This is a genomic window from Tardiphaga sp., assembly GCF_044340795.1.
Taxonomy (GTDB): domain Bacteria; phylum Pseudomonadota; class Alphaproteobacteria; order Rhizobiales; family Xanthobacteraceae; genus Tardiphaga.
The window spans coordinates 1-25,821 of sequence record NZ_JBIISY010000079.1 but is presented as its reverse complement, the minus strand read 5'-3'; the positions used below and the strand labels follow the sequence as shown (position 1 = coordinate 25,821).

Genomic DNA, 25,821 nt, shown 5'->3' with positions numbered 1-25,821 from the left:
GGGGAGGTCTTGTCCTCTTCCGCCGCTGGGTTCGTCACGTCATTGGCGCCGATGACGAAGGCGATGTCAGCCTGGGCGAATTCCGAATTGATGTCCTCGAGTTCGAACACTTCATCGTAGGGCACATTGGCTTCGGCCAGCAGCACATTCATGTGGCCTGGCATACGGCCGGCGACCGGGTGAATGGCGTATTTCACCTCGACGCCTTCCTTCTTCAGCGTATCGGCCATTTCACGCAGCGCGTGCTGGGCCTGAGCCACCGCCATGCCGTAACCGGGCACGATGATGACCTTCTGCGCGTTCTTCATGATAAACGCCGCGTCATCCGCCGAGCCGAGCTTGGCCGGCTTCTGCTCGCCCGAACCACCGCCGGCCACGGCACTCTCGCCGCCGAAGCCGCCGAGGATGACCGAGATGAAGGAGCGGTTCATCGCGTGGCACATGATGTAGGACAGAATCGCACCGGATGAGCCGACCAGCGCGCCGGTGATGATCAGCGCCGAATTGCCCAGCGTGAAGCCGATGCCGGCAGCGGCCCAGCCCGAATAGGAGTTGAGCATCGAGATCACGACCGGCATGTCGGCGCCGCCGATCGGGATGATCAGCAGCGCGCCGAGCAGCAGCGCAAGGATGGTGATGACCCAGAAGTCGACGGCCGAGCCGGACTTCACCAGACCGTAGATGAAGAACACCAGCGCAAGGCCGAGCACGATATTGATGATGTGGCGTGCCGGCAGGATGATCGGCGCACCGCTCATGCGGCCCGAAAGCTTTGCGAAGGCGATCACCGAGCCGGTGAAAGTCAGCGCACCGATGGCGACGCCGAGCGACATTTCGACCAGACTTGCGGCCACGATCTTGTTGGTCGCGGGATCGAGAATACCGAAGGCTTCGGGGGCATAGAAGGCGCCGGCGGCGACCAGCACCGCGGCCATGCCGACCAGCGAGTGGAAGGCGGCGACCAGTTCGGGCATCGAGGTCATCGGCACGCGCTTGGCGATGACGGCGCCGATGCCGCCACCGATGGCGATGCCGAGGATGACCAGGATCCAGCCCAGCGCATCGGCCGGCGGATGCGCGGCCAGCGTGGTTCCGACGGCGATGGCCATGCCGACCATGCCGAAGAAATTGCCCTGGCGGCTCGAGGCCGGGCTCGACAGGCCGCGCAGCGACATGATGAAGAGCACGCCGGCGACAAGATAAAGCAGTGCAGACAGATTGGCGTTCATCTCAGGACCCCATCACTTTCGTCACCTTGAGGTGAGCGCCAATCACTTGGACTTCTTCTTGTACATTGCGAGCATGCGCTGGGTGACCAGGAAGCCGCCAAAGATATTCACGCAGGCAAAAATCAGCGCCACGAAGCCGAAACCGCGGGCGAGCACGCCACCGCTGCCAGCCAGCTTGACGCCAACCGCGAGCAGAGCGCCGACCACGATCACCGACGAGATCGCATTGGTCACCGACATCAGCGGCGTATGCAGCGCGGGGGTCACCGACCACACCACGAAATAGCCGACGAACACCGCGAGCACGAAAATGGAGAGCTGAAAAACAAACGGGGAAACCAGCGAAGCATGATCCATGGCGGCTCTCCTTAGGCAGTCTTCGGCTGGAAGTTCGGATGGATGACGGCGCCGTCCTTGGTGAGCGCCGTGGCCTTCACCAGTTCGTCGTCCCAGTTCACCGCAAGCGCCTTGGTCTCCTTGTTCACCAGCGTTTCGATGAAGGAGAACAGGTTGCGTGCATAAAGGCTCGACGCCGAGGCGGCGACGCGACCGGCGACATTGGTGAAGCCGACGATCTTGATGCCGTTAATGTCAGTGACTTCGCCAGCCTTGACGCCCTCGACATTGCCGCCGCGTTCGACAGCGAGATCGACCAGCACCGAACCGGGCTTCATCGAGGCGACCATCTCAGCCGTGACCAGACGCGGCGCCGGTCGGCCCGGGATCAGCGCTGTGGTGATGATGATGTCCTGCTTCTTGATATGCTCGGCCGTGAGGGCAGCCTGCTTGGCCTGGTATTCCTTGGACATTTCCTTGGCGTAGCCGCCGGCGGTCTGCGCATTCTTGAACTCGTCGTCCTCGACGGCCAGGAATTTCGCACCGAGGCTCTCCACCTGCTCCTTGGTGGCCGGACGCACGTCCGTCGCCGTCACGACAGCGCCGAGACGGCGCGCGGTGGCGATGGCCTGCAGGCCGGCAACGCCGACGCCCATCACGAACACCTTGGCGGCCGGAATGGTGCCCGCTGCGGTCATCATCATCGGGAAGGCGCGGCCGAAATATTCGGCGGCCTCGATCACCGCGCGATAACCGGCGAGATTGGCCTGCGACGACAGCACGTCCATCACCTGCGCACGGGTGATGCGCGGCATCAACTCCATGGCGAAGGCCGACACGCCGGCATCGGCGATGGTCTTCAGCGCGGCTTCGTTGCCATAGGGATCCATGATCGCGATCACCAGCGCCCCGCGCTTGTAGTTCGCAAGCTCGGAGGCCTCCGGGCGCTTCACCTTGATGACGATATCCGCATCCTTCACGGCATCGGCGGCAATGGTCGCGCCAACCGCGATGTATTCGGAATCCGGCATGCCCGATTTGATGCCCGCACCCGGCTCGATTGCCACTTCGGCACCAAGCGCCTTGAACTTCTTGATCGTGTCCGGCGAGACCGCAACGCGCGGCTCAAGCGGATCGATCTCTTTGGCAACGGCAATCTTCACGTTTTTCACTGCTCACTTAGTTCGACTGTGATGAACGAATTTAGACAGAAGACGATCGCTCGCATCAAGGAATGCGCTGGAAAGTGCCAAAGCTTAACAGAACGAAGACGTCATGCAATAGAAAAGAACACCGTGCCGAATATAGGAACGTGATGGCGTTTGTCGCTTTCGTGAAAGGTTGACTTTTGCTCATCGCGAGCCTCCGGTGAACCGGCGAATATAGTTTGGCAAGTAGTGCCGCTGAACATTCGGCACGCGTCTGCGGAGTACCGGCCCCGTCACGCGACGTTAGAATTGTTGTCGCTTAGTGAATTGAGGCGGTGACCATTGGATAAGGGCCTTCTAACATAGTGCCGTCCTTCAGTGGCATGACAAGCTGGCATTGTTCTGCGTGCAATTGCGCGCAATCGTCCGCGGGAAAGATAGCCAGCTCGGCGTTCATCTGATCACGAACGTCGCATGGTTAGAGGCTGGTCGAGCACCAGAGTTACAGCGCACCGTACCATCGTGCCCGACCGAGTGATCGGAGCACTGAGCTCAGTTGAGGTGGCGTTGTCATCCCTGCGGATACGATCTCTTCCAACCCAACAGACTCGTAAACTCGCAAAGCTGCCGTAACCTCGTCTGATGTCCCGCTCGCGCTATGGCGAACAACAACATCATCGTTCACTAGTGATGCAACAGCTGGCCAATCTTCGCGGGCGTAGGCTGCAACAAGGGCTTCCTGATCAAGCGTAGTACCTGCCATCTCCAGGTTACGGGCATGATGCTGCCCGCGTAGAATAAATCCAAGAGTACGGCGAAGGCGATCATGAGCAACCGTGGCGGTTTCGTCGGTTGAGACGTAGACCAAAGCGCTCTTTTTGATCGTGCGGCCGGCTTTCTGTTCGCCCTTACGAACAAGATCCAGGGTCCAGCGAAGGAACGCGGGGGAGGTTGCTGCGCTCAAGAGGACGCCGTCTGCGGACGCGCCGGCGAGTTCGAGCATTTGTGGCCCGGACGCGGCAAGGAAGATCGGGAGACTTTGCGCGCCTATCGCGAGCCGGCGCCCGGTGATTTGGAAGCGATCACCCGCATGTTGGACAATTTCTCCGCTAAGCAGTGATCTCGCGACATTGATGGATTCGCGGAGGGTCGCCAGCGGCTGATCCGCCTTCAGCCCTGCAGCTTCTAGGTCGCGAGGGGCGCCTACGCCGAAGCATAGCGTGACACGTCCGGGAAACTGCTCATTGAGGGTCGCTGCGGCCATGGTGCTGTAGACCGGATGAACCGAGTACGGGCTCATGGCCATCAATGCGACTCGCACATTTTTTGTACTGGAAAGAACCATCGCGGCTGTCGCAATCGGTTCTCGTTGAAAAAGATGGGACGCAAGCCAAATCGTAGACACACCGCCTTCGTCTGCCAAACGGATCATCGCGCGGAGGGAGTCCAGCGCCTCATTGCCTTCCAATGAAATTCCGAACTCGCTGTTCATGGCTTTCTCTACTTTTTGTATTTCGTTGGTGAAGTTTTAAACAATGAGTCGCCAATGCGGATGTTCTGAGGCTTTCGCTGCTTGTCTCAGGCGCGAGATTCCACTGCTTCTCGCTTTGCGCTGAACGGGGTCATGATCATGTCGGTGAGCGGCGCTGCGCGATAGCTCGTATCGTAGCGCTCGCGCGGCACGGACTGGTAAGTCGTGGTGCGTTGCTCGACGCGCCGACCGAGCGAGGTGATGACCTGCTCCATCTGCGACGGCGCGAATTCCTGCCCATGCTGGGTCCCGGCGGCCCTCGAGATGCTCTCGTTCATCAGCGTCCCGCCCAGATCGTTCACTCCGCTCTTAAGCAGCGACGTGATCCCCTCGGCGCCGAGCTTGACCCATGAGGCCTGCACATTGGTGATCAGTGGATGCAGAACCAGGCGTCCGACCGCATGCATCAACCGGACCTCGCGCCAGGTCGGCCCGATGCGGGACTGGCCGCGCAGCGCCATCGGCGCCTCCATATGCACGAAGGCAAGCGGCACGAATTCGGTGATACCGCCGGTCCGCTCCTGCAGGTCGCGCAGCCGGAGCAGATGCCGTGCCCAATGCGCGTAGCTCTCGACATGGCCGAACATGATGGTCGAGGTCGTCCTCAGTCCGACCTCGTGAGCGGTCCCGACAATCTCGAGCCATTCGTCGGTGCGCAGCTTGTCCTTGCAGATGATGTCGCGCACTTCGTCGTCGAGGATCTCGGCAGCCGTGCCCGGCAGCGAGCCGAGACCGGCGTCCTTCAACATTGCAAGATAGCGCCGCACGGGCACGCCGATCGTCGCTGCACCTTGCGCGATCTCCAGCGGAGAAAAGGCATGGATGTGCATGGCGGGTTGCGCTTGCTTCACCGCATGCAGAAGTTCGAGATAGGTATCCCCGGTGTAGCGCGGATTGATTCCGCCCTGCATGCAGACTTCGGTGGCACCGCGGTCCCATGCCTCGGTGACTCGGCGCTTCACCTCGTCGAGCGACAGATCATAGGGCTTGCCGCGCAGGTGCTCATGCGTCTTGCCCTTGGAGAAGGCGCAGAACGTGCAGTGATAACTGCAGACATTCGTATAGTTGATGTTGCGATTGACAACGTAGCGCACAAGATCGCCGCTGGTCTCGGCACGAACCTCGTCGGCGGCTGTGCAGATGATCTCCACATCGCCGCCGCGTGCGCGGAACAGTGTCGTCACCTCGCTCTCGGTCAAGCGCGTGCCGCCGCGCGCCTTGGCGACCAGTTCAGGGATGCGGTGATCGGTCCGCATGCGCGGACGCGCTTGCGGCAGCCCCTCTACAGTGCCCGGAGACCAGTTGTCCTCGCGCACAAAACCCTCGCCATCGACCAGCCGCAGCACCTTCGATAGCAGCGCCTTGTCCAGCCATTTGCCGGCTTCACGTACATAGGCAGGATAGATCGCAAGACGTTGTTCGAGCACGCAGCCCGCGGCTTCAGTCGCAAAATCGAGGCGCGCGACCGCTGGCCATGGCGCTTCCGGATTGACGTGATCCGCCGTTACCGGCGAAATGCCGCCCCAGTCATTGATGCCGGAATCGAGCAGCCGCGGGAACATATCGTAGCTGAGATTGGGCGGCACTTGGATATTCATGTCCGGGCCGAAGATGAGGCGCGCCGCTGCAGCGGTCCAGAGCAGATCGTCCAGGTTCGGCTCATCACTCTTCGCGAAGCGAGTGTCCGGCTTGGCTCGGAAGTTCTGGACGATGATCTCCTGCAGATGGCCATGGCGGTCATGGCTCTCCTTCAGGACCAGCAGCGACTCGATACGCTCAAGGCGTGTCTCGCCGATACCGATCAGGATCCCCGACGTGAAAGGAACACGTTGACGACCAGCCGCTTCGATCATTGCCATCCGCACCTGCGGATCCTTGTCGGGCGAGCCGTAATGCGCACCGCCACGCTTGCACAGGCGCGGCGAGATCGTCTCCAGCATGATGCCTTGCGAAACGCTGACCTTGCGCAAGCGGGCCACTTCGTCCTCGCTCATGACGCCGGCATTGACGTGGGGGAGCAGCGAAGTCTCCTTGAGGACGAGCGAGCACATCGCTTCGAGATAATCGACGGTCGAGGCATAGCCCATGGCAGCCAGCGCGTCGCGCGCAGCCTGGTAGCGCAATTCCGGTTTGTCGCCGAGCGTGAACAGGGCCTCGTGGCAGCCCGCCTTCTCACCGGCGCGCGCGATCGCCAGCACCTGTTCAGCGGACAGATAAGGCGAAGCCACTTCGCGTGGCATCTTGGCGAAGGTGCAGTATCCGCAAACGTCGCGACACAGATGCGTCAGCGGGATGAAAACCTTGCGCGAATACGACACCACCGTGCCATGGCCATCCAGCCGCAGTGACTGCGCCTGCGCAAACAGCTCGGAAAGCGAAAAGCGTTCCAAACGCCCCAAGAATGCTTCTGGTGTATCAAGGCTGGAATATGTCATGCGAACCCGATCGATGGATAGAGGGCCTAGGCGGACGATATCAATTTGCCTACGCTTTCCACCAACGTAGAAACTCCAGCGGCTAACCGTCTAGGACGGAGGTTTGTCGACCGTGCCGATAAACGGCACGCTGTTCTTAGCTTGAATCTGATCTAAACGCCATGTCGATCTGGTGTCAAGCAGGAGCTGGTGGACACACAAGAGGACAGACTGGGAGCGCTTGGCGCCCTGAACCATTTATGGATCGAACCGATAGTCAGTGCACTTCTCTTTAGATGCAGCTCCCTTGTGAACCATGCGTCGCCAAGCTCTTACTCCCAGCGATTGCAACACGCACGCAGCGTTGGATTCCCAGCGAGCAGCCCCTGCCGTCATCGCCCTTCGCCTTAAAATCACACAAGACGACATCTGGAACGTTACCTGCTGATAGCGGTTTAGTGCGCTTAACAGGAGGATGTCATGGCACTGATAGATACGAAGGATGGTCTCAAGCTTCATGTGAAAGATATCGGGTCAGGAAAGCCCGTTGTATTGATCCATGGCTGGCCGTTGACCGGCGATATGTTTGAGTACCAAACGCTCGCACTTATAGAATCAGGCTACCGCGTCATCACATATGATCGACGCGGCTTTGGACATTCAGCGCATCCAGCAAGCGGCTATGACTACGATACCTTCGCGGACGACCTCGCGACTGTGTTGGAGAAGGATGACATACGAGACGTCACGCTTGTCGGGTTTTCCATGGGTGGCGGCGAGATCGCCCGCTATCTATCTCGACATGGTGCGACCCGTGTTGCGAAGGCCGCGCTGGTCGCGTCGGTCGTTCCGTTTCTCCTGAAATCGAACGACAACCCGGATGGCGTCGATGCGTCGGTCTTCGAGGAAATGAAACAGGAGGTTCGACGCGATCGCTTCGCTTTCCTGAAAGAATTCGGCCAGCAGTTCTATGGCGTGGGTTGGGTAAGCAGTCCTGTCAGCAATGCGTTGCTCGATTGGTCGTTCGTGTTGGCGCTGATGGCTAGCCCGAAGGCGACGATCGACTGCATCGACGCGTTTGCCAGAACGGACTTCCGGCCAGATCTGAAATCATTCACGGTTCCCACATTGATCATTCACGGAACCAGCGACAAGACGATCCCGATCGGTCCCTCCAGCCGTGCGGCGGCCAAGGCCATTCCGGGTTCGAAGCTGATCGAATATGAGGGCGAGCCTCATGGCTTGTTCGCAACAGCGGCCGACCGGCTCAATGCAGACTTGATCGCGTTTATCTCGTAGAGAGCTCTCATCATCAAGCAACCACGTTTCGCAATTGCACGAGGTCTCACTGAATTTCAGGTGGGTCCTCGCGCGTATCGCATCGCAGCACCTGTGTGATCACGAAACGTCTATCTGGCAGACAGATACGCTGAAGGGTAGGTGACACTTGGCGAGACACGCACGCCTGTGCCTTATAATCGGGCGCATGGACGCCGGCTTTGCTCCATTACCAGCCATTCCATATCGCCCATTATGCGAGGAGCACCTTGGCTGCCACAATTCTGCCGCTGGCGTTCGATGCGATGGTAGAAATCGCGGAGATGAATATGCCTGTTCTTGCTGATACCCCGCGCGGTTCTAGACGTTCAGTTGCTGGAGCGCTGGATGTTCTGGAAAAGAAGGCGGGCTTTACAGCTAGCGATATCGCAAGAGTGAAAACTTACTCCTTGATGCCCGACAGCGGCATCAGCGCTAGCATCGTTAGCCTCGTTTTCCGGCCACTACAGGGGAATCTTGTATCAGTCCCTCTCGTGACAGCATCTCATTTTCATGGGAAGCGACCCGGCTCGTCTGTTGCGGAGAAGCGAGCAATACATGAACTTAGCAATGCTATGGTCGGCAGTGATGGCCGTGTTCTTTTGCAATCTCTACAAGTAATGCGCGCAATCACGATTGATCCGGCGCCATTGCTGGGTGAACCTTCGGAGTTGGACCGTAAGATCGTATTGTTTGTTCTATCATCGATACCAAATATCGAGTTCTTCTACCGATCACCATATGCAACTTTATCGGCTGACCAGCAGGCCCACCCTCCGCAGATTCGATGGCTCGACTGGTCGATGCTTATTCCATTTGTCCGAAGCAAAGATTCTACGGTACCTCCATTGAAAGTGCTTTGTTACGACTTCAACCAGAAATACGAGTGCTCAGTTTCTCCAGAAACGATCCGAAAGGCGATGATGCGTTGTGGCCTCTGGCAGCCAAGGCGCGCTTCGCCCACACGCGCAAGCTAACAATCATTGCCCACACCACAATTGAGGCACCTTGCCTTATTTTGAATGGCGAAGCAGCGCTGGATTTGGCTGATCTGCCTCGATTATTGAAACACTCCGACGACGGAGTGTTCAATGGCCTACCGCCCAATTTCCCTTACGCCGATCCGAAAGCTGCGACCGAACAAGCGCAACGCCCGAACCCATTCTCGGCATCAGATCCGTCAGATCGCGGATAGCATCAGCCGGTTTGGTTGGACCTATCCGATCCTTGTCGATGAGAGTTTCGCGATTATCGCTGGTCACGGGCGGTATTTTGCAGCGATCGAACGCCAGATCAAAGATGTTCCGGTCATCGTCATGTCCGGTCTCAACGATGCGGAGAAGCGCGCTCTCGCAATTGCAGACAACAAGATTGCGATCAACGCCGGCTGGGATCGCGCGGCTTTGGCGGCAGAGCTTGGCGAGCTTTCTTCTCTCCTGCCGGACATTCAGCTTGATCTGAGTATCACTGGCTTCGAGCCTGCTGAATTTGACCTGCTTTGCAGCGACTTTACCGATGCCGAGACGCCGCCGGAAGACATCCCACCGCTCGCGGCTACCTCAGCAATAAGCGAGCCCGGAGATCTGTGGCTCATGGACTGCCATCGCCTTTGCTGCGGTGACGCCCGAACGCGGTCTGACGTCAGCACACTGATGCACAAGCGGCGCGCTGCAATGGTGTTTGCAGATCCTCCATACAATGTGTCGATTAGCGACGTTGTCAATCGCGGAAAGACGAAGCATCGCGAGTTCAAAGCAGCTTCAGGCGAGATGACGCCCGCGCAGTTTACCCGTTTCCTGGCGGGTTGGATGGAGCTGGCAGCTGAGCACTCCGCTGACGGCTCAATTCACTTTGTTTGCATGGATTGGCGACATCTCGGCGAAACCCTTGCCGCTGGAACGCAGGTCTATTCGGAACTGAAAAACCTTGTGGCTTGGGTCAAGTCCAATGCTGGCCAAGGCAGCTTCTATCGTTCTCAGCACGAACTGATCTTTGTGTTCAAGAACGGAAACGCCCCCCATCAGAACAATGTCGAGCTCGGTCGCTTTGGCCGTTCAAGATCGAACGTGTGGCAGTACGCGGGCGTCAATTCGTTTCGGTCCGGCAGAATGGACGAGCTCTCAATCCATCCCACGGTGAAACCGGTCGCCCTCGTGGCGGATGCCATTAAAGACTGCACGCGTCGCCAAGATATCGTGTTCGACCCGTTCATGGGAAGCGGCACAACGATCATTGCCGCAGAGCGCGTCGGCCGTCAGGCCTACGGCCTAGAGATCGATCCCCTCTACGTCGACACGGCAATCCGACGATGGCAGGAGTTTACAGGCCGCGATGCCGTACTCGAAGTCACTGGGGCCACCTTCGATGAGATCTCCAAGCTCCGTCGTACCAAAGTGCCGGGGCGCCGCACATGATCAGGAAGCGTTCGACCAAATCGGCTTCTGCGAAGCGCGGCTCGCTGAATCTCCGAGCTGAGCGCGTGGGCTATGGCAAGCCACCGCGTGCCCATCAGTTCAAACCGGGAGAAAGCGGAAATCCGAAAGGCCGTCCTAAGGGCGCGAAGAGCGAAGCCACAATTATGCAGGAGCTCTTTCAGCATAAAATCACAGTCAATGAGCGAGGACGAGTACGGAAGATAACGTTGCTCGAAGGCATCTTGCGCAAGATTGCCGAGGATTGCCTCAAAGGCAATGTGAAGAGCTCAGCATTTTTACTGAACCGCTATCACGCAATCACGGCCGGCGAAGTCGAAACACCATCCATGAGCGAGGACGACGAGAAGGTCCTCAATTCCTACCTCACCGAATTCCGCAAGAAAATCACTGGAGAGAAGCTATGACGGCATCGAAGAGAATTGCGAAAGATAATCCGAAGGACTTCTACCGCTCCTTGCTTAGGACGGACTTCGAGCAATTTCTACATCGAAGCTTCAGGGAGCTAAATCCCGGGGCAGATTACATGCCGAACTGGCATATGCGGGCGATTGCACATTCCTTGGAGCAAATTCGCTCAGGTGAGATCACACGCTTGATCATCAATCTTCCACCGCGCTATCTCAAGTCCATGATGACATCGGTGGTCTTTCCCGCCTTCCTCTTGGGTCAGAATCCGCGCCTCAAGATCTTCGGCGTCAGCTATGCGGACGACCTCTCGGCCAAGCACGCCAGTGACTTTCGGGCTCTCGTCGAGTCCGATTGGTATCGTGATGTGTTCCCGAAGATGCGCGTCAAGAGAGCCGCCGACTCTGACATTTTCACAACACAGAGAGGCTTTCGTCGATCTACGACCGTGAACTCTGCCCTCACCGGACTTGGCGGCGACATCTTCATCATTGATGATCCACAGAAGCCCATCGATGCTCAGTCCGAGGCGAATCGCAATCGCGTAAATAGCTGGTTTTCGAACACGTTGCGGTCCCGCCTCGACAACAAGGAGACCGGCGTGATCATCCTGGTCATGCAACGGGTCCATATGAATGATCTGACAGGCCACCTGCTGGAACATTCTGACGGGTGGACTGTCCTAAACTTGCCCGCCATCGCTGAGGACGACGAGGAAATCTCGATCGGTACCGGCGAGATCTACAAGCGAAAGGCTGGAGAAGCACTTCACCCGGCATACGAATCCCTTGAAACGTTGCGGACTCTCCAGAGGGAGGTGGGGTCAGAAGTCTTTGCAGCCCAGTATCAGCAAGCACCTGTTCCGTCTGGCGGGGCTATGATCCGGCGGGAGTGGTTTAAGTACTATGACTTTCCTCCACCTCGAACTCCCGATTCAAGGATCATCCAGAGTTGGGACACCGCGGTCAAAGACGGCACGCGCAACGACTGGTCAGTCTGCACCACGTGGCAAGTCGAGGGCAAACATTTCTACCTGTTGAACGTCTCTCGCGGCCGGTTCGAATATCCACAGTTGCGCGATAAGGCCATCGCGCTCGGGCAAGCGTTTAATCCTCACACGATCCTCGTCGAGGATGCCATGACGGGCGCCGGCCTGATCCAAGAGCTGAGACAGGCAGGCAACTTCAATATGCAGGCCGTGAAGGTTGAGCACAACAAAGCGAACCGCTTGTGGCTCCAGCAGGCGAAGTTCGAGGCCGGGCTCGTTCACTTTCCGCGAAGCGAGCCTTGGCTAAAGGATCTGGAAACGGAGCTTCTAATGTTTCCACAAGGCAAGCATGACGATCAAGTCGATAGCGTCAGTCAGGCCTTGGCATTTAAATCGACCTACGATGTGACCCTATCCTGGGTCGACAAGCTGGAGAGCATCATGCCGGATGAAGCGAAGATCTGGGGCATGTACAACAGAAGGCTTTGGTAAGTTTTCCAGTCTCCATCTTCGAGCATCTTGTGGCTCATTTCAGCCTGAATGAGCCACAAGATTGCTCATATTTCTGCTCGACTACCTGCCGCACTTGAGCGTTACTGATGCGGCCTTCGGCCTCCTCCGCGCACCCCGCCAGACAGCGGGGTTGCATCGGTGCAGCGCGACGCTGCATTTGCGAGGAACCAGATGACAATCAGCAAAACGAAGCGAACGACAAGTAGATCAAGCAACAGTAAGTCGGCTGCGAAAGCTGCCCGACGGACACCCTCCCGATCCGTCAAGACGCAGGGAGGTTCTAAAAAAGCCACTGTGCTCGCAATGCTTCAGGCTGCTAAGGGCACCGACATCTCCGCCATTATGAGGGCAACCGGTTGGCAAGCTCACTCCGTGCGAGGCTTTCTCGCTAGAACGGTGAAGACCAAGCTCAAGCTGAACCTCGTCTCCGAGAAGCTGGATGGACGGCGCCTTTATAGGGTCATCAAGGCTGCGGGAGAGCGCTGATGGCAAAATCCCGCACAACGCAGCTCGGCCTCGACGCTGTCGTCGAGGCCGAGCTAGAGCGCCTGCCGACGACGCCCATCGTTCAACTGCGGTTGCGCTACCGCGCGCTGTTCCGGGCTGAGCCGCCGACCGCTTTTGGGCCCGATCTCCTCCGTCGCAGCATCGCGTATCGCATCCAGGAGAAAGCCTACGGGGGCATCCCACGACCAGTGCAGCGCGTGCTTGACGAAATGATCAACGCTTTTGTCGCCAAACCAGGCGGTAAATTGATTTTGCCCCGCCGCATCAAACCCGGGTCGATCCTGGTCCGCAACTGGAAGAGCAAGACCTACCGGGTGACGGTCATGGCCGACGGCTTTGCCTATGAAGGTGCCATCTATGGCAACCTTTCGGAGATCGCGGTCCTGATTACGGGGACCCGCTGGAATGGACCACGTTTCTTCGGACTCCGGCCAAAACCGGACAAGGCTAGTGACCCTGCAGACCATAAGCCGCAGCTGGCGGGTGGCAGTGACTATCGCAAGCGGGCCGCCATGCTGAAGGCCGAAGGCAAACTGGGTGGAGGCAGGGCTCATGGCCACTAATTCCGTCAAGCTGGTTCGCTGCGCGATCTACACCCGCAAATCCACCGAGCACGGGCTGGACCTCGAATTTAACTCGCTCGACGCTCAGCGCGATGCCTGCGAGGCCTATGTCAAAAGCCAGGCGTCGCAGGGATGGCGTGCCCTCCCCCAGCGCTACGACGATCCGGCATATTCCGGTGGGAATCTGGATCGGCCAGCTCTGCAGCAGCTGCTGAAGGATGTCGATGCAGGCAAAGTGGACGTCATCGTCGTCTACAAGATCGATCGGCTGACCAGGTCGCTCGCCGACTTCGCCAAACTGGTCGTAGCCTTCGACGCCAAGTCGATCTCATTTGTCGCCGTGACCCAGCAGTTCAATACAACGTCCTCAATGGGACGGCTGACCCTGAACGTGCTGTTGTCCTTTGCGCAGTTCGAGCGAGAGCTGTCCTCTGAACGTGTCCGGGACAAAATCGCCGCCAGCCGCCGCAAGGGCAAGTGGACTGGCGGGACCGTTCCCCTCGGTTATCGCGCTGTGAACAAGAAGCTCATCATCGACAAGACTGAAGCCGAGAGCGTCCGGACCATCTTCCAGCGCTATCTGGAGCTGAAGAGCTTGTCCCGGCTGATGGCGGACCTGGAATCCAGAGGCATCGTCACCAAACGGCGCCAGACCAAGGTCGCCAAATACAATGGCGGGATCCCATTCACTTACGGTCCCTTGGCCAATTTCCTGAAAAACCGGATCTATGTCGGCGAGACCCGATATAAAGACAAGTGGTTTCCGGGTGAGCATCAACCGATCGTCGCCCGCGAGACGTTCGATGCCGTTCAAGATCTGCTCAAGTCCAATTTTGTAGGTCGCAAGGCGCATCCCACAGCCAGCGAAGCCATCCTCCGGGGTAAGCTCTTCGATGATCTCGGCAATCCGATGAGCCCGACTTATTCCGTCAAGGATGGCATCCGATATCGATACTATGTCAGCACCGCGCTGCTGCGTGGGCGGAAGCCCGATGTCGGCAAGGTTGGTAGAGTTCCTGCACTCGATATCGAGACGATCGTGCTTGATGGCATGAAGAAATGGTTGTCAGGTCAGCACGGCAGCCCTGTAGATGATCAAAGCCCTCTAGCGTGTCTGAAGAGCGTTGCGCTTCTGTCTGACACCGTCATTGTCACTGCCGTGGCCGCCGATATGGATGGCGAGAACGATGTTGAACACACGCTGCGCATTGCATGGTCGCCATCAACCGCTCGCGGTGCACACACCAACCTCGAAACTGGCGGTGACGCAGTCTATGTGCCTGACCAGGCTTTGCTGCAATCGTTGGTTCGATCGCATGCATGGGTCCGATCGCTGCAGGACGGCTCATATGATTCGGTTGAAGCGCTCGCCGAGGCGAACCAACTACACCCAAAAGTCGTGCGGCTCGCACTGCGACTTGCCTTCCTGTCGCCAGCGGCCACCACGGCAATTCTGACGGGCAGTTCGGACCTCAAGATTGGGAGCCTGGCTGCTATCCCCAAATCACTCCACCTGGCATGGGCGCAGCAGCGAATTGCCTGGGGCTGAATACGTGGCGCGTTCGTCGGTCGAATATTATGGAATTTTAGTCTTTCCGAACTTCAAGGTCAGGCGGTCGAGCGCGCTTTGAAAGCCGCCACGCGCGCGCTTCGTTCTTGAAGATAGCAGTGATATTGCGAGAGCAGATCGTTTGGATCTATCGATGTCTCGAGCAATTTACTCGTCTCAGCTAGCGCTATTTCATAGGTAAGAGGGCCTGTGCCGTCGCCTGTGAGTTGATCTGCCAGACGATTCTCGACTTCAGTCCGCAAAGTGGCTGGGAGCACTTGGCGCGCCTCAAAGTAGATAAGACGAAGCCCGAACCAGCGCAGCCGCTCATCGTCAAAACTTTCCACAATGGATACGCGCTCGTCCCAAGGAAAATCGTGAAACGCGATCATCCGCGCCTGGTCGTTCGGCTTGGGAAAGCCGCCGCTGTAGACACGTTCCTCAATGTGCGGTGATAATGGATATTGCTCGCGTGAAGCGGCCGTGACGAGGCGAGCACGCATGCTCGGGTCATCCCTCACCCAGCTAGCGCGACGTTCAATGTCATCGATCGATGCTCCATTTAGCATGTGAACTGGAGCGTCGAAAAGAGCCGTCAATGTCGGAGCCGCGTTAATTCTCAAACGTCTAATCGGAGAAGGCTTCTCTGATAAGCGGGACAGCAAATCTGCGTCGCTCAAGCCGGAGAGCCGCTCGACATCTTCGCCGACGTTAAGGCAGAGCCGCCCATTGGGCTGCCCCGGATCACGGCCGATGCAGACCGCGGCAGTGTGATAGGCTTGCCCCCCGAAAAATTCGGTAAGCACAAACCCATCTTCAGCTTCAACGAAGTCCGCGACGCTCGCCTTGTTGGAAAAGCGCACAAAGCGCTGCCACAGTTCGGGTGATCGCTGGAACACAAGGCGGCAGAGATCGAGTGTCGCCAATACATCTGACATCGCATCATGCGCGTGTCCGTGAGCCACGCCATTTGCGGTCGCCAATGCTCCCAAGCGAAAGGTTCGACGGCCATCGTCGCCAAGCGGGACAACGAGTTGCGCTGGTGATACGGCGTCCGCGGCCATTACGAGACTAAGTGCGTCTGCGCGGCAATTCCTGTGGTTGCTGGTAAGGAATGCGGGGAAAAGGCACTGAAACAGCGCGTGGCGCAACATTTCCTCGTCGAAACGGATGGAGTTGAAGCCCACAAAGACAGCAGGACTCCAGGCAAGCAAAGTTTTCTGAATTTCTTTGACCATCGCGTAGTGCGACGGAAGGCTAGGGTCTACGAGACGTTCGATCGGTAGACCGTTAGTCCGCAACGCTGACGGGTGCGGAAGCACATGAGGCAACAGTCGAGATCGCGTTTCGAAGCGCGCAATTTCATTCAGATCGGCGTCGGTTCGAATAGCGGCAAAATGCAAAATCTGGTCGAAACCCCGCTTAAGCCCCGTCGTCTCGGTATCAAAGAACACGAAGCTCATGCGTACTCCGTTAGAACAGGCTCAATCTGAATCGCATGGCCGCTTGGCTCACCCGGAAACGCCGCGCGAGGGCTTCGACAGCGGCCTCGTCTTCCATGTCTACGCCACCACCTGCGAGTGCTGTGGTCAGGAGCTCAGCCGGAATGAGCAACTCCGAGGCGAAAGCATTAGCTTCAATTTCCATTGGCTCGGTTCCGAGTGCCGAGAGGTCGTCGCGGAAAAGAATTCGGATGCCCTTATCGACATGAACAGATTGCCTTATCGCATCAGCGTGCAGCACGTGGTGGGCAAGCTCGTGGGCGGCCGAGAAGCGCTGGCGGTTAGGGTGGTGGAGCGCATTCACGCCGATAATTCCGGTGCCGTCCTTGATGTAAGCCATGCCGGACAGATCGGCCTCCAGCGGAGCGTACTGGAGCACGATCTTGCGTGACTTGATGATCCTTTCGACCGGCACGGGCGGTGCCGTAATGCCAAACTCTCGAAGTATCGAGCGCGCAGCCTGCCGCGCACGATCATGGTTAGCTACGGTCACGATCCGGCCTTGAGGCCGCGGCGTGGGATCAGCGCGCTCGTGATCAAATCAGCGATCTGAGCTTCTTCGAGCTCCGATAGCGCCTGGTTCGTGATCGTCATCTTGAGTTCTTCCCCTCCGGACTTCTGCTGTGGCGGTGGAGGCAGCAACTCACCTACTCTTGTGAATTCGAGCGCAGCAGCGAGCGCGTAGACGTGGTGCAGCAAAATATTTTGCCGGCCGCTCTCGATGTTCGCGATCGACGCACGTGACACTTTCACTTTGCTGGCAAGCTGTGCCTGCGTCAGCCCTAGAGCTCTCCGCCGCGTGGCGATTGCACTTCCAAACGCTTTGTAAATCGGGTCGCCCACCATAAGCGCTGTTTGCGCTGCGTCGGCATCTATTGTCAACGTCATAAACATTTGTGCTTAATAGACACATATAACTGTGCTCTTGACAAACATTTTAGCTTCGGGAATCTCTATGGCTGGCTTCACGAATGGATTGAGGAGCAAATTATGACCGCCCACCCCGACTTCATCCGGCCCAAAGGCATCCAGCGCATCCGCTCGCTGCCTGACCCGGCGCTGGGCCGCTTGTGGGACTCCATCATCTTGGCGGGGCCGGTGAAGGACCAGTTGCTCTCGCAGGCGATGTTGAACTTCAGTATCCGCGGCAAGGTCGACCGCAGCGTCCTGCCGCTGCACGGCGTGATTATGCTGGTTGGCCCGCCCGGCACTGGCAAGACTTCCCTTGCCCGCGGCCTCGCCCACCGCACGGCGCAGTCGTTCAAGACCGGAAAATTCCAGCTGCTGGAGGTGGAGCCGCATTCGCTCACCAGCGCCGCCATGGGCAAGACGCAACGCGCGGTGTCGGACCTGTTCGCGCAGTCGATCACCGAAGCAGCCGCGCGGGGGCCGACCATAGTCCTGCTCGATGAAGTCGAGACCCTCGCCGCCGACCGCAACAAGCTTAGCTTGGATGCCAACCCCGTCGACGTGCACCGCGCGACGGATGCGGTTCTGGTCCAGCTCGACGTTCTCGCCGAGCAGAACCCGCACCTGCTGTTCGTCGCGACCAGCAACTTCCCGAAGGCGGTCGACGCTGCCTTCACCTCGCGCTGCGACCTGGTCGTGCACGTCCCGCTGCCGGATGCCGAGGCCTGCGCCGCGATCCTGTCGGATTGCCTCAACGGTCTGGCGCAGACCTATCCGGCCATCGGGAAGCTGGCGAAATCTGCCGACCTCGCGCGCTGGGCATCCGCTTCGGTCGGGCTTGATGGCCGCGCCATCCGCAAGATGGTGGCGAATGCCTTGGCGAGCGCGCGCGACGTCGCGATGGACCCGAATACCTTGACCTCAGACAAGTTGCTCGCCGCCGCAAAGGCAGCGACGGCCAGCCGGTTGAACGTGGAGAAGAAAGCATGACGACCGTTGCCAGCCGAACATTCATCAGTACGCCCGGCCGCGAGGCGATGGCGACGTGGACCGCGATCGTCGATTTGCTCACGCAAGGCAAGAACACGGCTGCGCGCAATGAGCTGCTCGCGGTCTCGGGCGTGGCCGCCAGCGTGATCGCCGACCATGCGCCAAACAACGATGCCATCGTGGTGACCTGCGACGGCCCGCGGACGAGGATCTACTGCGTCTACGACGATGACGCGATTGAAGGGTCGGATGCGAACGAGGATGGGCTCGGCTTCGACCCACTCAGCGGCGACTGGCACGTCTCGTTACCGTGTTTGCCCGACGATCTCGGTTGGGTGCAGGGCGCCCTGAAGAAGCATTCCGAGCGCATAACGGCGCGCGCGCTGGGCGATGGCACCGAGAAGAGCGGCGGCGACAATGCCGCGGCCACCGCCGTGTTGATCTTCGACCAGAAAGGATTCATGGGATCATGACGAGCGTTGGCGTCTATTCCTATACCCACTCGGTCACCTACGTGGCCGACAACATCCTCAAGAGCCTGAAGGATATCATCCGGCTGAGCGGGCTCGATCCCTCCAAGCTCGTCAGCGACTGGACGGTGCTGATGAGCGGCCTCACCACATGGCTGAACTCCCAGCACCTCAGGTCCGTCACGCTTGAGGTATACAACCCGGCGACCGACGATCTTATCGGCCGCTGGGACATCGACATCGCCTACGGCGCGTCGGGCGACGGCAGTTTCTGGACCGACACCGACCAGATCAAATACGCGATCCTCAAAGCCGGGCTTTGGCCCAGCGAGGCCAGCTACCGCATCGTCGTCGACACGGTGGACGGACGGCCCCACGTTGTGGGCTGGAGCGACACCTCCTTCCGTTCGACGGCCGGCTTCGTGCGGCACAGCCTTGGTTCCACCATCGAGCGCAACGGACTGGGCGGCAGCGCCGCGTATTGGAGGAAAGCCGGATGATCAGCCTCGACGAAGCCTTCCGCAAGTTCAAGAGCCGCCTCGAACTCAACGACCGCGAGCAGAAAAACGCGAGCCAGCGCCACACCGAGGTGCGCGAATATCTGAAGACGAAATTCGCGGTCGAGCGCAGCTTCCTGACCGGCTCCTACGCGCGTCACACCAAGACCAAGCCGCTCAAGGACATCGATATCTTCTTCGTGCTGAAGGAGAGCGAGCGACACTACCGCAATAAGGTGCCGTCCGTGGTGCTCGACGCCTTCTACGATGCGCTGGTCGAGAAATACGGCAAGAGTGCCGTCCGCAAGCAAAGCCGCTCGATCAATATCGATTTTGGTGTCGTGGTCGACGCCGAGGACAATACCGATTATCGCGTCATCAGCGTTGACACCGTTCCCGCGTTCGCGTCCCGGGATGATTATGAAATACCCGACACGGATACTGGCACGTGGATCAAAACGAACCCCGATATCCACGCGCAGAAGGCGGTCGCTGCGCACCAAGCCTTCTCCAACGAGTGGAAGGGCCTGGTGCGCATGGTGAAGTATTGGAACAACAATCCCCGTTACGGCAGCGACAAGCCGGTAAAGCCCTCGTTTCTAATCGAGGTGATGGCGCTGCAGTGCCTTCACGGCGGTTGGCAGGGCCGCTTCGACTACGAACTGCAGGCGCTGTTCTCCACCCTTGCCCACCGCATCCTCGACGAGTGGCCGGATCCCGCCGGCCTCGGGCCGCCGATCAGCAACGGGATGGGCACCGCGCGCAAGACACGCGCGCGCGACCTTCTGCTCCAGGCCAGCCGCGACGCTAGCATCGCCATAAACCTCGCGCGCCAGGGAAAGAACGTAGAGGCGTTGAAGGCATGGCGCTCGCTGTTCGGCCCCAAGTTTCCACTTTCGTAAGGAGGTTCACCATGACCGATTGGTCGCTTTCCGTGCTGCTTTCAGGGCTGCACGATGACATCCAGCAGAAACTTGCGATCGCGCGCAAATCCTTTGCCCATCCCGGGACCAAGGGCGACGCCAGCGAAAAGGTCTGGCTGGAAATGCTGCAGGACTACCTGCCGCAGCGCTATCAGGCCGCCTCGGCGCACATCGTCGACAGCCACGGCAACTTCAGCGACCAGATAGACGTGGTGGTGTTCGACCGACAGTATTCGCCGTTCATCTTCAAGTACCAGGGCCAAACTATCGTGCCGGCCGAGAGCGTTTATGCGGCCTTCGAAGCCAAGCAGGCGATCAATGCCGCGATGGTGGAGTACGCTCAGAAGAAAGTCGCTTCGGTGCGGCGCCTTCACCGCACCAGCCTGCCGATTCCGCACGCCGGCGGCACCTACCCCGCCAAGCCTCTCATACCGATCCTCGGCGGTTTGCTTACCTTCGAGAGCGACTGGAGCCCTTCCTTCGGTGCGCCGCTGGAGCGCGCGCTCGCGGTAAGGGATGAGCTGGAGCGTCTCGAGATGGGATGCGTTGCCGCGCACGGGCACTTCACGTTTGACCCTTCCTCCAAGACCTACTCTTTCACCAAGGAGGGGCGACCGGCGACCGCCTTCCTGTTCAACCTGATTTCCACACTTCAGTTCAGCGGCACAGTACCTATGATCGACATTCAGGCCTATGCGCGCTGGCTGTCCTAGCACGGCGCGTCACGCAATCAATTGAGCGTCGCAAGGCAGTCGGCGCTGGACCAGCGCCGGACACGCCCCCTGGCGGGGTCTCGGCTTTCCGGTATCCGCCCCGTTTCGCTCGTCTGTGAGCTAACATCGAGATTTTTCGCAACCAAGTGGCAGTGTAGGCGAAATGACTCGCGGTTCCTCTGGGTTGCGAGCGGAGATCGGATCGATACTAACTGGCATGATCGTGCGGCAGTTTTGGACGAGAGGCTCCGGATTTGTGCCGTTGAGGGTCAGAGATTTGGCGAGACCGCCTGCCGAGGGCAGGCCGCAATGGTGATCGAACCGGGTCTCCGACCGCATTCTCCCAAAAATGGTAATTTCCAAAATTTCGGCCGGAGATTTTCGAGATTTTCGCGGTGTGCAGGGTCGATTGCGCCAGCCAGAGACTTTCCCGAATGCGCAAAAGCCCGCCAATTGCGGACCTTTCTCGACAAGTCGAGCAGTCTGGCCGAATGCCCGGACTGCCTGGCTGGGGCGGGAGGGAACGCACCCAAGCCGGAGCACCATTCAAGGCACTGATATTACTTCTGAATTTACTGCGGCACGCCATTGTGTAGCAGTAATGTGCATCACATCACAAGAGCAGGCTTTTGGCGGCGGGGAGCAAGAGCAGTGACGCCATCTGCCGCGCCCTGTTACATCTCGGCCTCATGGATCTGCTCACAGGGCGCATTCTGGGTCATCCTGGTGCTCGCCGCCGTCAGTAAAGAAGATACTGACTTTCGATCGGTGAAGTAACGTCCATCGACAAATCCGGTCGGCACTGTTGTGGCTGACCGGACCGGCTGCGTGCTATTCCGCGGCCTGAATCATTCCAACCTTGAATGCATCCCGCAACTGGACCTGGCGATCGCGGGCCTCTTTGACCGCCGCCTCCTTGACATGACCATAGCCGCGAATGCTGTCGGGCAGACGCAACAGCTCTTCGGCCAGGGAATGATTTTGCGGCGTCAGTTGAGCGACCAGACCATCGATCTCCGCAAGATACTCGGTGACTAAAGCGCGCTCCATCTTCCGCTCCGCCGAATATCCGAAGATATCGAATGGCGTGCCGCGGAGCTGGCGCATCGAAGCGAGCACCTTGAACAGGCCGAGAACCCAGCGACCGAACGCGCGCTTGCGAAGGTGGCCGGTCACCGGATCCTTGCTTGATAGAATCGGCGGCGCGAGATGAAACTGCAGTTTGAACTTGCCCTCGAACTGGTGATTCAGCTTGGTCAGGAATTGACCATCGGTATAGAGCCGGGCTACCTCGTATTCGTCCTTGTAGGCCATCAGTTTGAACAGGCCCCTCGCCGCAGCATCTGTCACGCCGTGAAGCCCGGGCGTGCGGGATCTCTCCGCCGCCTGCACACGGGCAATGACGTCCAGATAGGTCTGCGCATAGGCCGCGTTCTGATAGCGCCGCAGGAAATTGGCGTTGAATGCAATGCGCTCGGACAGCGACATCTCGCGCGCCTCGGGCGTCGCCCGCTCCGCCACGATTTTCTCCAGCGCCGCCGGATCATGAGCGCCGAGCCGCCCCCAGGCCAAGGCCCGCTTGTTGGCATCGACTGCCGATCCATTGAGCTCGATGGCACGTTCGAGCGACTCCAGGGTCAGCGGCAATAGCCCTTTCTGGAACACGAAGCCGAGCAGCAGCAGATTTGTCGCGATCGAGTCGCCCATGATCGCGGTGGCGATCCTGGTCGCCTGCACGAAGTCGATCCCCTTGTCGCCGACGGCTTCGCGCAGGATCTTGTTCATCAGAGCTGCTTCGAAATCGACATTGCCATCGGTCACGAAAGCCGCCGTTGGCGTCAGCGAGGTGTTGATCACCGCCCGTGTCACGCCCTGTTCGATGCGCGCCAGAGCAACCGGCGAAGCAGCACCCACGATGTCGAATCCAAGCAGGAGATCGGCGCCGCCGGCGGCGATGCGCACGGCGGCGATGTCTTCGGGAGCCGGCGCAATTCGAACGTGAGTCATGACGCCGCCGTTCTTCTGCGCCAGTCCGGTGAAGTCAAGCACCGAACACCCCTTACCCTCCAGATGCGCGGCCATGCCGAGCAGCGCACCCACCGTGATCACGCCGGTGCCGCCAATTCCGGTCATCAGCATGTTGTAGGGCTCGTAGAGCGGTTTTGCTGCCGGCAGCGGAAGCTCGCCGAACGGATCCTGCGCGGCCGTGCCTGGTTTCGCAGCCTTGCGCAAACCGCCGCCATGCACCGTGACAAAACTCGGACAAAATCCCTCAACGCAGGAGAAATCCTTATTGCAACTCGACTGGTCGATGGTGCGCTTGCGGCCGAGCTCGGTGTTCAGCGGTTTCACCGAGACGCAATTGGACTTCACCGAACAATCGCCGCAGCCTTCGCAGACGGCATCATTGATGAAGGCGCGCTTCTGCGGATCGGGAAACAGGCCCCGCTTGCGCCGCCGCCGCTTCTCTGCCGCACAGGTCTGGTCATAGATCAGAACCGTTAGCCCGGATGTTTCGCGCAGCTCGCGCTGTACCAGGTCGAGATCCTTGCGGTCATAGGCCTTCACCCCTGCTGGAAACAGGCTCATGTCCGGATATTTATCGGGCTCGTCCGAGACGATCACCACCCGCTTGGCGCCCTCCGCGGCCATCTGCGAGGCGATTTGCGGGACCGTGAAGCCGCTTTCGGCCGATTGTCCGCCGGTCATCGCCACCGCGTCGTTGTAGAGGATCTTGTAGGTGATGTTGACGCCGGCCGCGGCGGCGGCACGGATGGCCAGCAAGCCGCTATGGGTATAGGTCCCGTCGCCGAGATTCTGGAAGACGTGCTTCTCCGTGGTGAACGCGACCTGGCCGATCCAGTTAGCGCCTTCGCCGCCCATATGCGTAATCGTCTGCGTGTTGCGGTTAGGCATCCACGTCGCCATGCCGTGACAGCCGATCCCTGCCATCGCGCGGCTGCCTTCGGGCAGTTGCGTCGAGGTGTTGTGCGGGCAGCCCGAACAGAAGAACGGCGCACGTTGCGACTTGATCCGGGGAGTTGCCGCTACCCGCTCGAACGACTCGAGCCGCGCCAGCCGCTGCGCGAGCTGGGGATTGCTGTCGCCCATTCGCTCCAGTCGCGAGAGAATGGCGCGCGCCACCAGCGTCGGAGACAGCTCGCCTTCGCTGGGCAGCAACGGCGCGCCGCTTTCATTCCGTTTGCCGACCACGGATGGCCGCCGGGCCGCGTCCATATTGTACAAAGCGTGGACGAATTGCCCCTCGATGAACCCGTGCTTCTCTTCGACCACCAGCACATCTGCGAGGCCGTCGGCAAACCGCCTTGCGCTTTCCACCTCCAGCGGCCAGACCAGCCCGACTTTAAAGATGCGGATGCCCAGCGACGCGCAGGCCTGTTCGGACAGGCCGAGATCGGACAACGCCTGCCGGACATCGAGATAAGCCTTGCCTGTGGTCAGGATGCCGAGACGCGGGGCCGGTGCATCGAGCACGACCCGGTCGATCGGATTAGCGCGCGCGAAGGCCGCGACAGCCTGCATCTTCGGGCCGTGCAAGCGACGCTCAGCTTCGAGCGATGGATCGGGCCAGCGGATATGCAGCCCACCCGGCGGCATCGTGAAGTCGGTGGGGTCGACAAACTGAATGCGCTGTGGATCGACCACGATGGAGGCCGAACTCTCCGCCGTTTCGGAGATCGCCTTGAAGCCGATCCAGCACCCCGAATAGCGCGACAGCGCGATCCCGTAGATGCCGAAATCGAGATATTCCTGCACGGTGGCCGGATTGAGGATCGGCATCATCGCGGCCTGGAAGATATGTTCGCTCTGATGCGCCAGCGTCGAGGACTGGCAGCCGTGATCGTCACCGGCGAGCGCGAGCACGCCGCCATGGCGCGACGTACCCGCCGCATTGGCATGTTTCAATGCGTCGGCAGAGCGATCCACGCCGGGACCCTTGCCATACCAGATGCCGAACACGCCCTGAACGGTCGCCCCCGGAAACAGCCCGACCTGCTGGCTGCCCCAGACCGAGGTCGCCGCCAGATCTTCGTTCAGACCCGGTTGAAACTGGATGTTCTCGGCGGCGAGATGAGCCTTGGCGCTCCACAAGGCGCTGTCATACATGCCGAGCGGCGAGCCCCGATAGCCCGAGATGAAGCCACCCGTGTTGAGGCCGGCGGCGCGGTCCCGCGCCCGCTGCAGCAGCGGCAGCCGCACCAAAGCCTGAACGCCGGACAGATAGATCCGCCCGGAAGGCTTGGTGTATTTGTCCTCGAGCGACACGTCCTGGAGCACGATGCTGGTCATGATGTTTTCAACCGGTTGATATGGTTCTGCGAAGTCGGCGAGACGCGGCGCGTGCAAGGCAACAGGCAGCGGGTACACCTGTGGTCATTGGCGCGCCGCGCTCGAATCGACCGGCGGCTTCACAAGCTCCTTCAGCGCAATGCCCACCGCCTTGCGGTCCCATGTCGTCGGGCCGACGCCGCTTTCGCGTAACGCCGCCTTGCGGACCTTGTTGGTCGGCGTCCGCGGCAGCACGTCGACGGTCTCTATGTAGCGCGGCACCATGTAGTGTGGCAGGCGTTTCGCCAGATGAGCCAGCAACTCCGCGTGATCGATCACGGCGCCGCGTTTTGCGACGACGACTAGTTTGATGTCGTCGTCAGACGCGAATTGGGACGCCACCCCAACTGCGGCGCTCTCGCTCAAATTCGGAAAGCTTACGGCTGCGTGCTCGATCTCGTAAGACGAGACATTCTCAGCGCGGCGGCGGATCCGGTCGCCCAGCCGATCGACGAAATGGAAGTATCCCTCGTCATCGCGGTAGACGAGATCGCCGGTGTGAAACCAGAGATTCCGCCACGCCTTCACGGTG

22 protein-coding genes and 1 pseudogene are annotated in these 25,821 nt (G+C 59.5%); 13 read left to right on the top strand and 10 right to left on the bottom strand.

Features of this window, described 5'->3' with window-relative positions:
- The 5 genes from ACIQ17_RS14850 to cofH form a co-directional block, all read right to left on the bottom strand.
- A partial coding sequence (locus tag ACIQ17_RS14850) for an NAD(P)(+) transhydrogenase (Re/Si-specific) subunit beta (RefSeq protein WP_398469815.1) occupies positions 1-1,229 on the bottom strand: 1,229 nt, incomplete at its 3' end.
- A gap of 42 nt (positions 1,230-1,271) precedes the next feature.
- Positions 1,272-1,586: a proton-translocating transhydrogenase family protein gene (locus tag ACIQ17_RS14845; RefSeq protein ID WP_092145745.1), complete on the bottom strand. Its 315-nt coding sequence runs from the start codon at positions 1,584-1,586 to the stop codon at positions 1,272-1,274.
- An 11-nt stretch (positions 1,587-1,597) separates the two neighbouring features.
- Positions 1,598-2,728 carry a Re/Si-specific NAD(P)(+) transhydrogenase subunit alpha gene (locus ACIQ17_RS14840; RefSeq protein ID WP_398469814.1) on the bottom strand — a complete coding sequence of 377 codons (1,131 nt, stop codon included), beginning with the start codon at positions 2,726-2,728 and terminating at the stop codon, positions 1,598-1,600.
- 487 nt (positions 2,729-3,215) lie between these two features.
- Positions 3,216-4,205, bottom strand: a complete 990-nt coding sequence (locus tag ACIQ17_RS14835; RefSeq protein WP_398469813.1) for an LLM class flavin-dependent oxidoreductase — start codon at positions 4,203-4,205, stop codon at positions 3,216-3,218.
- An 86-nt stretch (positions 4,206-4,291) separates the two neighbouring features.
- The gene (gene cofH / locus ACIQ17_RS14830) at positions 4,292-6,679 is read right to left on the bottom strand and encodes a 5-amino-6-(D-ribitylamino)uracil--L-tyrosine 4-hydroxyphenyl transferase CofH (protein ID WP_398469812.1); all 2,388 of its coding nucleotides are present in this window, start codon (positions 6,677-6,679) and stop codon (positions 4,292-4,294) included.
- A gap of 459 nt (positions 6,680-7,138) precedes the next feature.
- Between cofH and ACIQ17_RS14825 the strand changes: the two genes are divergently transcribed.
- The 8 genes from ACIQ17_RS14825 (at position 7,139) to ACIQ17_RS14790 (ending at position 14,935) form a co-directional block, all read left to right on the top strand.
- Positions 7,139-7,957: an alpha/beta fold hydrolase gene (locus ACIQ17_RS14825; protein ID WP_398469811.1), complete on the top strand. Its 819-nt coding sequence runs from the start codon at positions 7,139-7,141 to the stop codon at positions 7,955-7,957.
- A 248-nt stretch (positions 7,958-8,205) separates the two neighbouring features.
- Entirely contained in the window at positions 8,206-8,952 is a 747-nt protein-coding gene (locus ACIQ17_RS14820) for a hypothetical protein (RefSeq protein WP_398469810.1), read from the top strand.
- 114 nt (positions 8,953-9,066) lie between these two features.
- A complete protein-coding gene (locus ACIQ17_RS14815; protein WP_398469809.1) occupies positions 9,067-10,389 on the top strand; it encodes a site-specific DNA-methyltransferase in 1,323 nt (440 codons plus the stop codon).
- Positions 10,386-10,814, top strand: coding sequence for a DUF5681 domain-containing protein (locus ACIQ17_RS14810; protein WP_398469808.1), 429 nt, complete (start codon positions 10,386-10,388; stop codon positions 10,812-10,814). Before ACIQ17_RS14815 ends, ACIQ17_RS14810 begins: the two co-directional genes overlap by 4 nt.
- Entirely contained in the window at positions 10,811-12,295 is a 1,485-nt protein-coding gene (terL, locus tag ACIQ17_RS14805; protein ID WP_398469807.1) for a phage terminase large subunit, read from the top strand. Before ACIQ17_RS14810 ends, terL begins: the two co-directional genes overlap by 4 nt.
- A gap of 192 nt (positions 12,296-12,487) precedes the next feature.
- A complete protein-coding gene (locus ACIQ17_RS14800) occupies positions 12,488-12,802 on the top strand; it encodes a DUF3489 domain-containing protein (RefSeq protein WP_398469806.1) in 315 nt (104 codons plus the stop codon).
- Positions 12,802-13,386 carry a DUF2924 domain-containing protein gene (locus ACIQ17_RS14795; protein ID WP_398469805.1) on the top strand — a complete coding sequence of 195 codons (585 nt, stop codon included), beginning with the start codon at positions 12,802-12,804 and terminating at the stop codon, positions 13,384-13,386. The genes ACIQ17_RS14800 and ACIQ17_RS14795 overlap by 1 nt, the downstream gene beginning before the upstream one ends.
- Positions 13,376-14,935 (top strand): recombinase family protein, encoded by a 1,560-nt coding sequence (locus ACIQ17_RS14790; protein WP_398469804.1) that lies wholly within the window; start codon positions 13,376-13,378, stop codon positions 14,933-14,935. The genes ACIQ17_RS14795 and ACIQ17_RS14790 overlap by 11 nt, the downstream gene beginning before the upstream one ends.
- A gap of 59 nt (positions 14,936-14,994) precedes the next feature.
- Here the strand turns inward: ACIQ17_RS14790 and ACIQ17_RS14785 are convergent, their stop codons facing one another.
- The 3 genes from ACIQ17_RS14785 to ACIQ17_RS14775 are packed head-to-tail and all read right to left on the bottom strand — an operon-like array spanning position 14,995 to position 17,283.
- Positions 14,995-16,398, bottom strand: coding sequence for an exonuclease domain-containing protein (locus ACIQ17_RS14785; RefSeq protein ID WP_398469803.1), 1,404 nt, complete (start codon positions 16,396-16,398; stop codon positions 14,995-14,997).
- 10 nt (positions 16,399-16,408) lie between these two features.
- Entirely contained in the window at positions 16,409-16,930 is a 522-nt protein-coding gene (locus ACIQ17_RS14780) for an ImmA/IrrE family metallo-endopeptidase (RefSeq protein ID WP_398469802.1), read from the bottom strand.
- Positions 16,927-17,283 (bottom strand): helix-turn-helix transcriptional regulator, encoded by a 357-nt coding sequence (locus ACIQ17_RS14775; RefSeq protein ID WP_398469817.1) that lies wholly within the window; start codon positions 17,281-17,283, stop codon positions 16,927-16,929. Before ACIQ17_RS14775 ends, ACIQ17_RS14780 begins: the two co-directional genes overlap by 4 nt.
- A 144-nt stretch (positions 17,284-17,427) precedes the next feature.
- Here ACIQ17_RS14775 and ACIQ17_RS14770 point away from each other — a divergent pair, with 144 nt between their 5' ends.
- The 5 genes from ACIQ17_RS14770 to ACIQ17_RS14750 are packed head-to-tail and all read left to right on the top strand — an operon-like array spanning position 17,428 to position 20,939.
- A complete protein-coding gene (locus ACIQ17_RS14770; protein ID WP_398469801.1) occupies positions 17,428-18,336 on the top strand; it encodes an AAA family ATPase in 909 nt (302 codons plus the stop codon).
- On the top strand, positions 18,333-18,809 hold the full coding sequence (locus tag ACIQ17_RS14765) for a hypothetical protein (RefSeq protein ID WP_398469800.1): 477 nt from the start codon (positions 18,333-18,335) through the stop codon (positions 18,807-18,809). The genes ACIQ17_RS14770 and ACIQ17_RS14765 overlap by 4 nt, the downstream gene beginning before the upstream one ends.
- Positions 18,806-19,306, top strand: a complete 501-nt coding sequence (locus tag ACIQ17_RS14760) for an HORMA domain containing protein (RefSeq protein WP_398469799.1) — start codon at positions 18,806-18,808, stop codon at positions 19,304-19,306. The genes ACIQ17_RS14765 and ACIQ17_RS14760 overlap by 4 nt, the downstream gene beginning before the upstream one ends.
- Positions 19,303-20,205, top strand: coding sequence for a CBASS oligonucleotide cyclase (locus ACIQ17_RS14755; RefSeq protein ID WP_398469798.1), 903 nt, complete (start codon positions 19,303-19,305; stop codon positions 20,203-20,205). Before ACIQ17_RS14760 ends, ACIQ17_RS14755 begins: the two co-directional genes overlap by 4 nt.
- Positions 20,206-20,216: 11 nt before the next feature.
- Complete coding sequence (locus ACIQ17_RS14750) at positions 20,217-20,939, top strand: DUF6602 domain-containing protein (RefSeq protein ID WP_398469797.1); 723 nt, start codon at positions 20,217-20,219, stop codon at positions 20,937-20,939.
- An 831-nt stretch (positions 20,940-21,770) separates the two neighbouring features.
- On the opposite strand, the gene ACIQ17_RS14745 is transcribed toward ACIQ17_RS14750, so the two are convergent.
- Entirely contained in the window at positions 21,771-25,241 is a 3,471-nt protein-coding gene (locus tag ACIQ17_RS14745; RefSeq protein ID WP_398469816.1) for an indolepyruvate ferredoxin oxidoreductase family protein, read from the bottom strand.
- A gap of 93 nt (positions 25,242-25,334) precedes the next feature.
- A pseudogene (locus ACIQ17_RS14740) lies at positions 25,335-25,821 on the bottom strand (ATP-dependent acyl-CoA ligase); the annotation flags it as partial.

Coding starts and splice junctions, on each gene's coding strand:
- ACIQ17_RS14845 (WP_092145745.1), bottom strand. CDS start 1,586: ATGGATCATGCTTCGCTGGTTTCCCCGTTTGTTTTTCAGCTCTCCATT.
- ACIQ17_RS14835 (WP_398469813.1), bottom strand. CDS start 4,205: ATGAACAGCGAGTTCGGAATTTCATTGGAAGGCAATGAGGCGCTGGAC.
- cofH (WP_398469812.1), bottom strand. CDS start 6,679: ATGACATATTCCAGCCTTGATACACCAGAAGCATTCTTGGGGCGTTTG.
- ACIQ17_RS14825 (WP_398469811.1), top strand. CDS start 7,139: ATGGCACTGATAGATACGAAGGATGGTCTCAAGCTTCATGTGAAAGAT.
- ACIQ17_RS14815 (WP_398469809.1), top strand. CDS start 9,067: ATGGCCTACCGCCCAATTTCCCTTACGCCGATCCGAAAGCTGCGACCG.
- ACIQ17_RS14810 (WP_398469808.1), top strand. CDS start 10,386: ATGATCAGGAAGCGTTCGACCAAATCGGCTTCTGCGAAGCGCGGCTCG.
- terL (WP_398469807.1), top strand. CDS start 10,811: ATGACGGCATCGAAGAGAATTGCGAAAGATAATCCGAAGGACTTCTAC.
- ACIQ17_RS14800 (WP_398469806.1), top strand. CDS start 12,488: ATGACAATCAGCAAAACGAAGCGAACGACAAGTAGATCAAGCAACAGT.
- ACIQ17_RS14795 (WP_398469805.1), top strand. CDS start 12,802: ATGGCAAAATCCCGCACAACGCAGCTCGGCCTCGACGCTGTCGTCGAG.
- ACIQ17_RS14790 (WP_398469804.1), top strand. CDS start 13,376: ATGGCCACTAATTCCGTCAAGCTGGTTCGCTGCGCGATCTACACCCGC.
- ACIQ17_RS14785 (WP_398469803.1), bottom strand. CDS start 16,398: ATGAGCTTCGTGTTCTTTGATACCGAGACGACGGGGCTTAAGCGGGGT.
- ACIQ17_RS14775 (WP_398469817.1), bottom strand. CDS start 17,283: ATGGTGGGCGACCCGATTTACAAAGCGTTTGGAAGTGCAATCGCCACG.
- ACIQ17_RS14770 (WP_398469801.1), top strand. CDS start 17,428: ATGACCGCCCACCCCGACTTCATCCGGCCCAAAGGCATCCAGCGCATC.
- ACIQ17_RS14765 (WP_398469800.1), top strand. CDS start 18,333: ATGACGACCGTTGCCAGCCGAACATTCATCAGTACGCCCGGCCGCGAG.
- ACIQ17_RS14760 (WP_398469799.1), top strand. CDS start 18,806: ATGACGAGCGTTGGCGTCTATTCCTATACCCACTCGGTCACCTACGTG.
- ACIQ17_RS14755 (WP_398469798.1), top strand. CDS start 19,303: ATGATCAGCCTCGACGAAGCCTTCCGCAAGTTCAAGAGCCGCCTCGAA.
- ACIQ17_RS14750 (WP_398469797.1), top strand. CDS start 20,217: ATGACCGATTGGTCGCTTTCCGTGCTGCTTTCAGGGCTGCACGATGAC.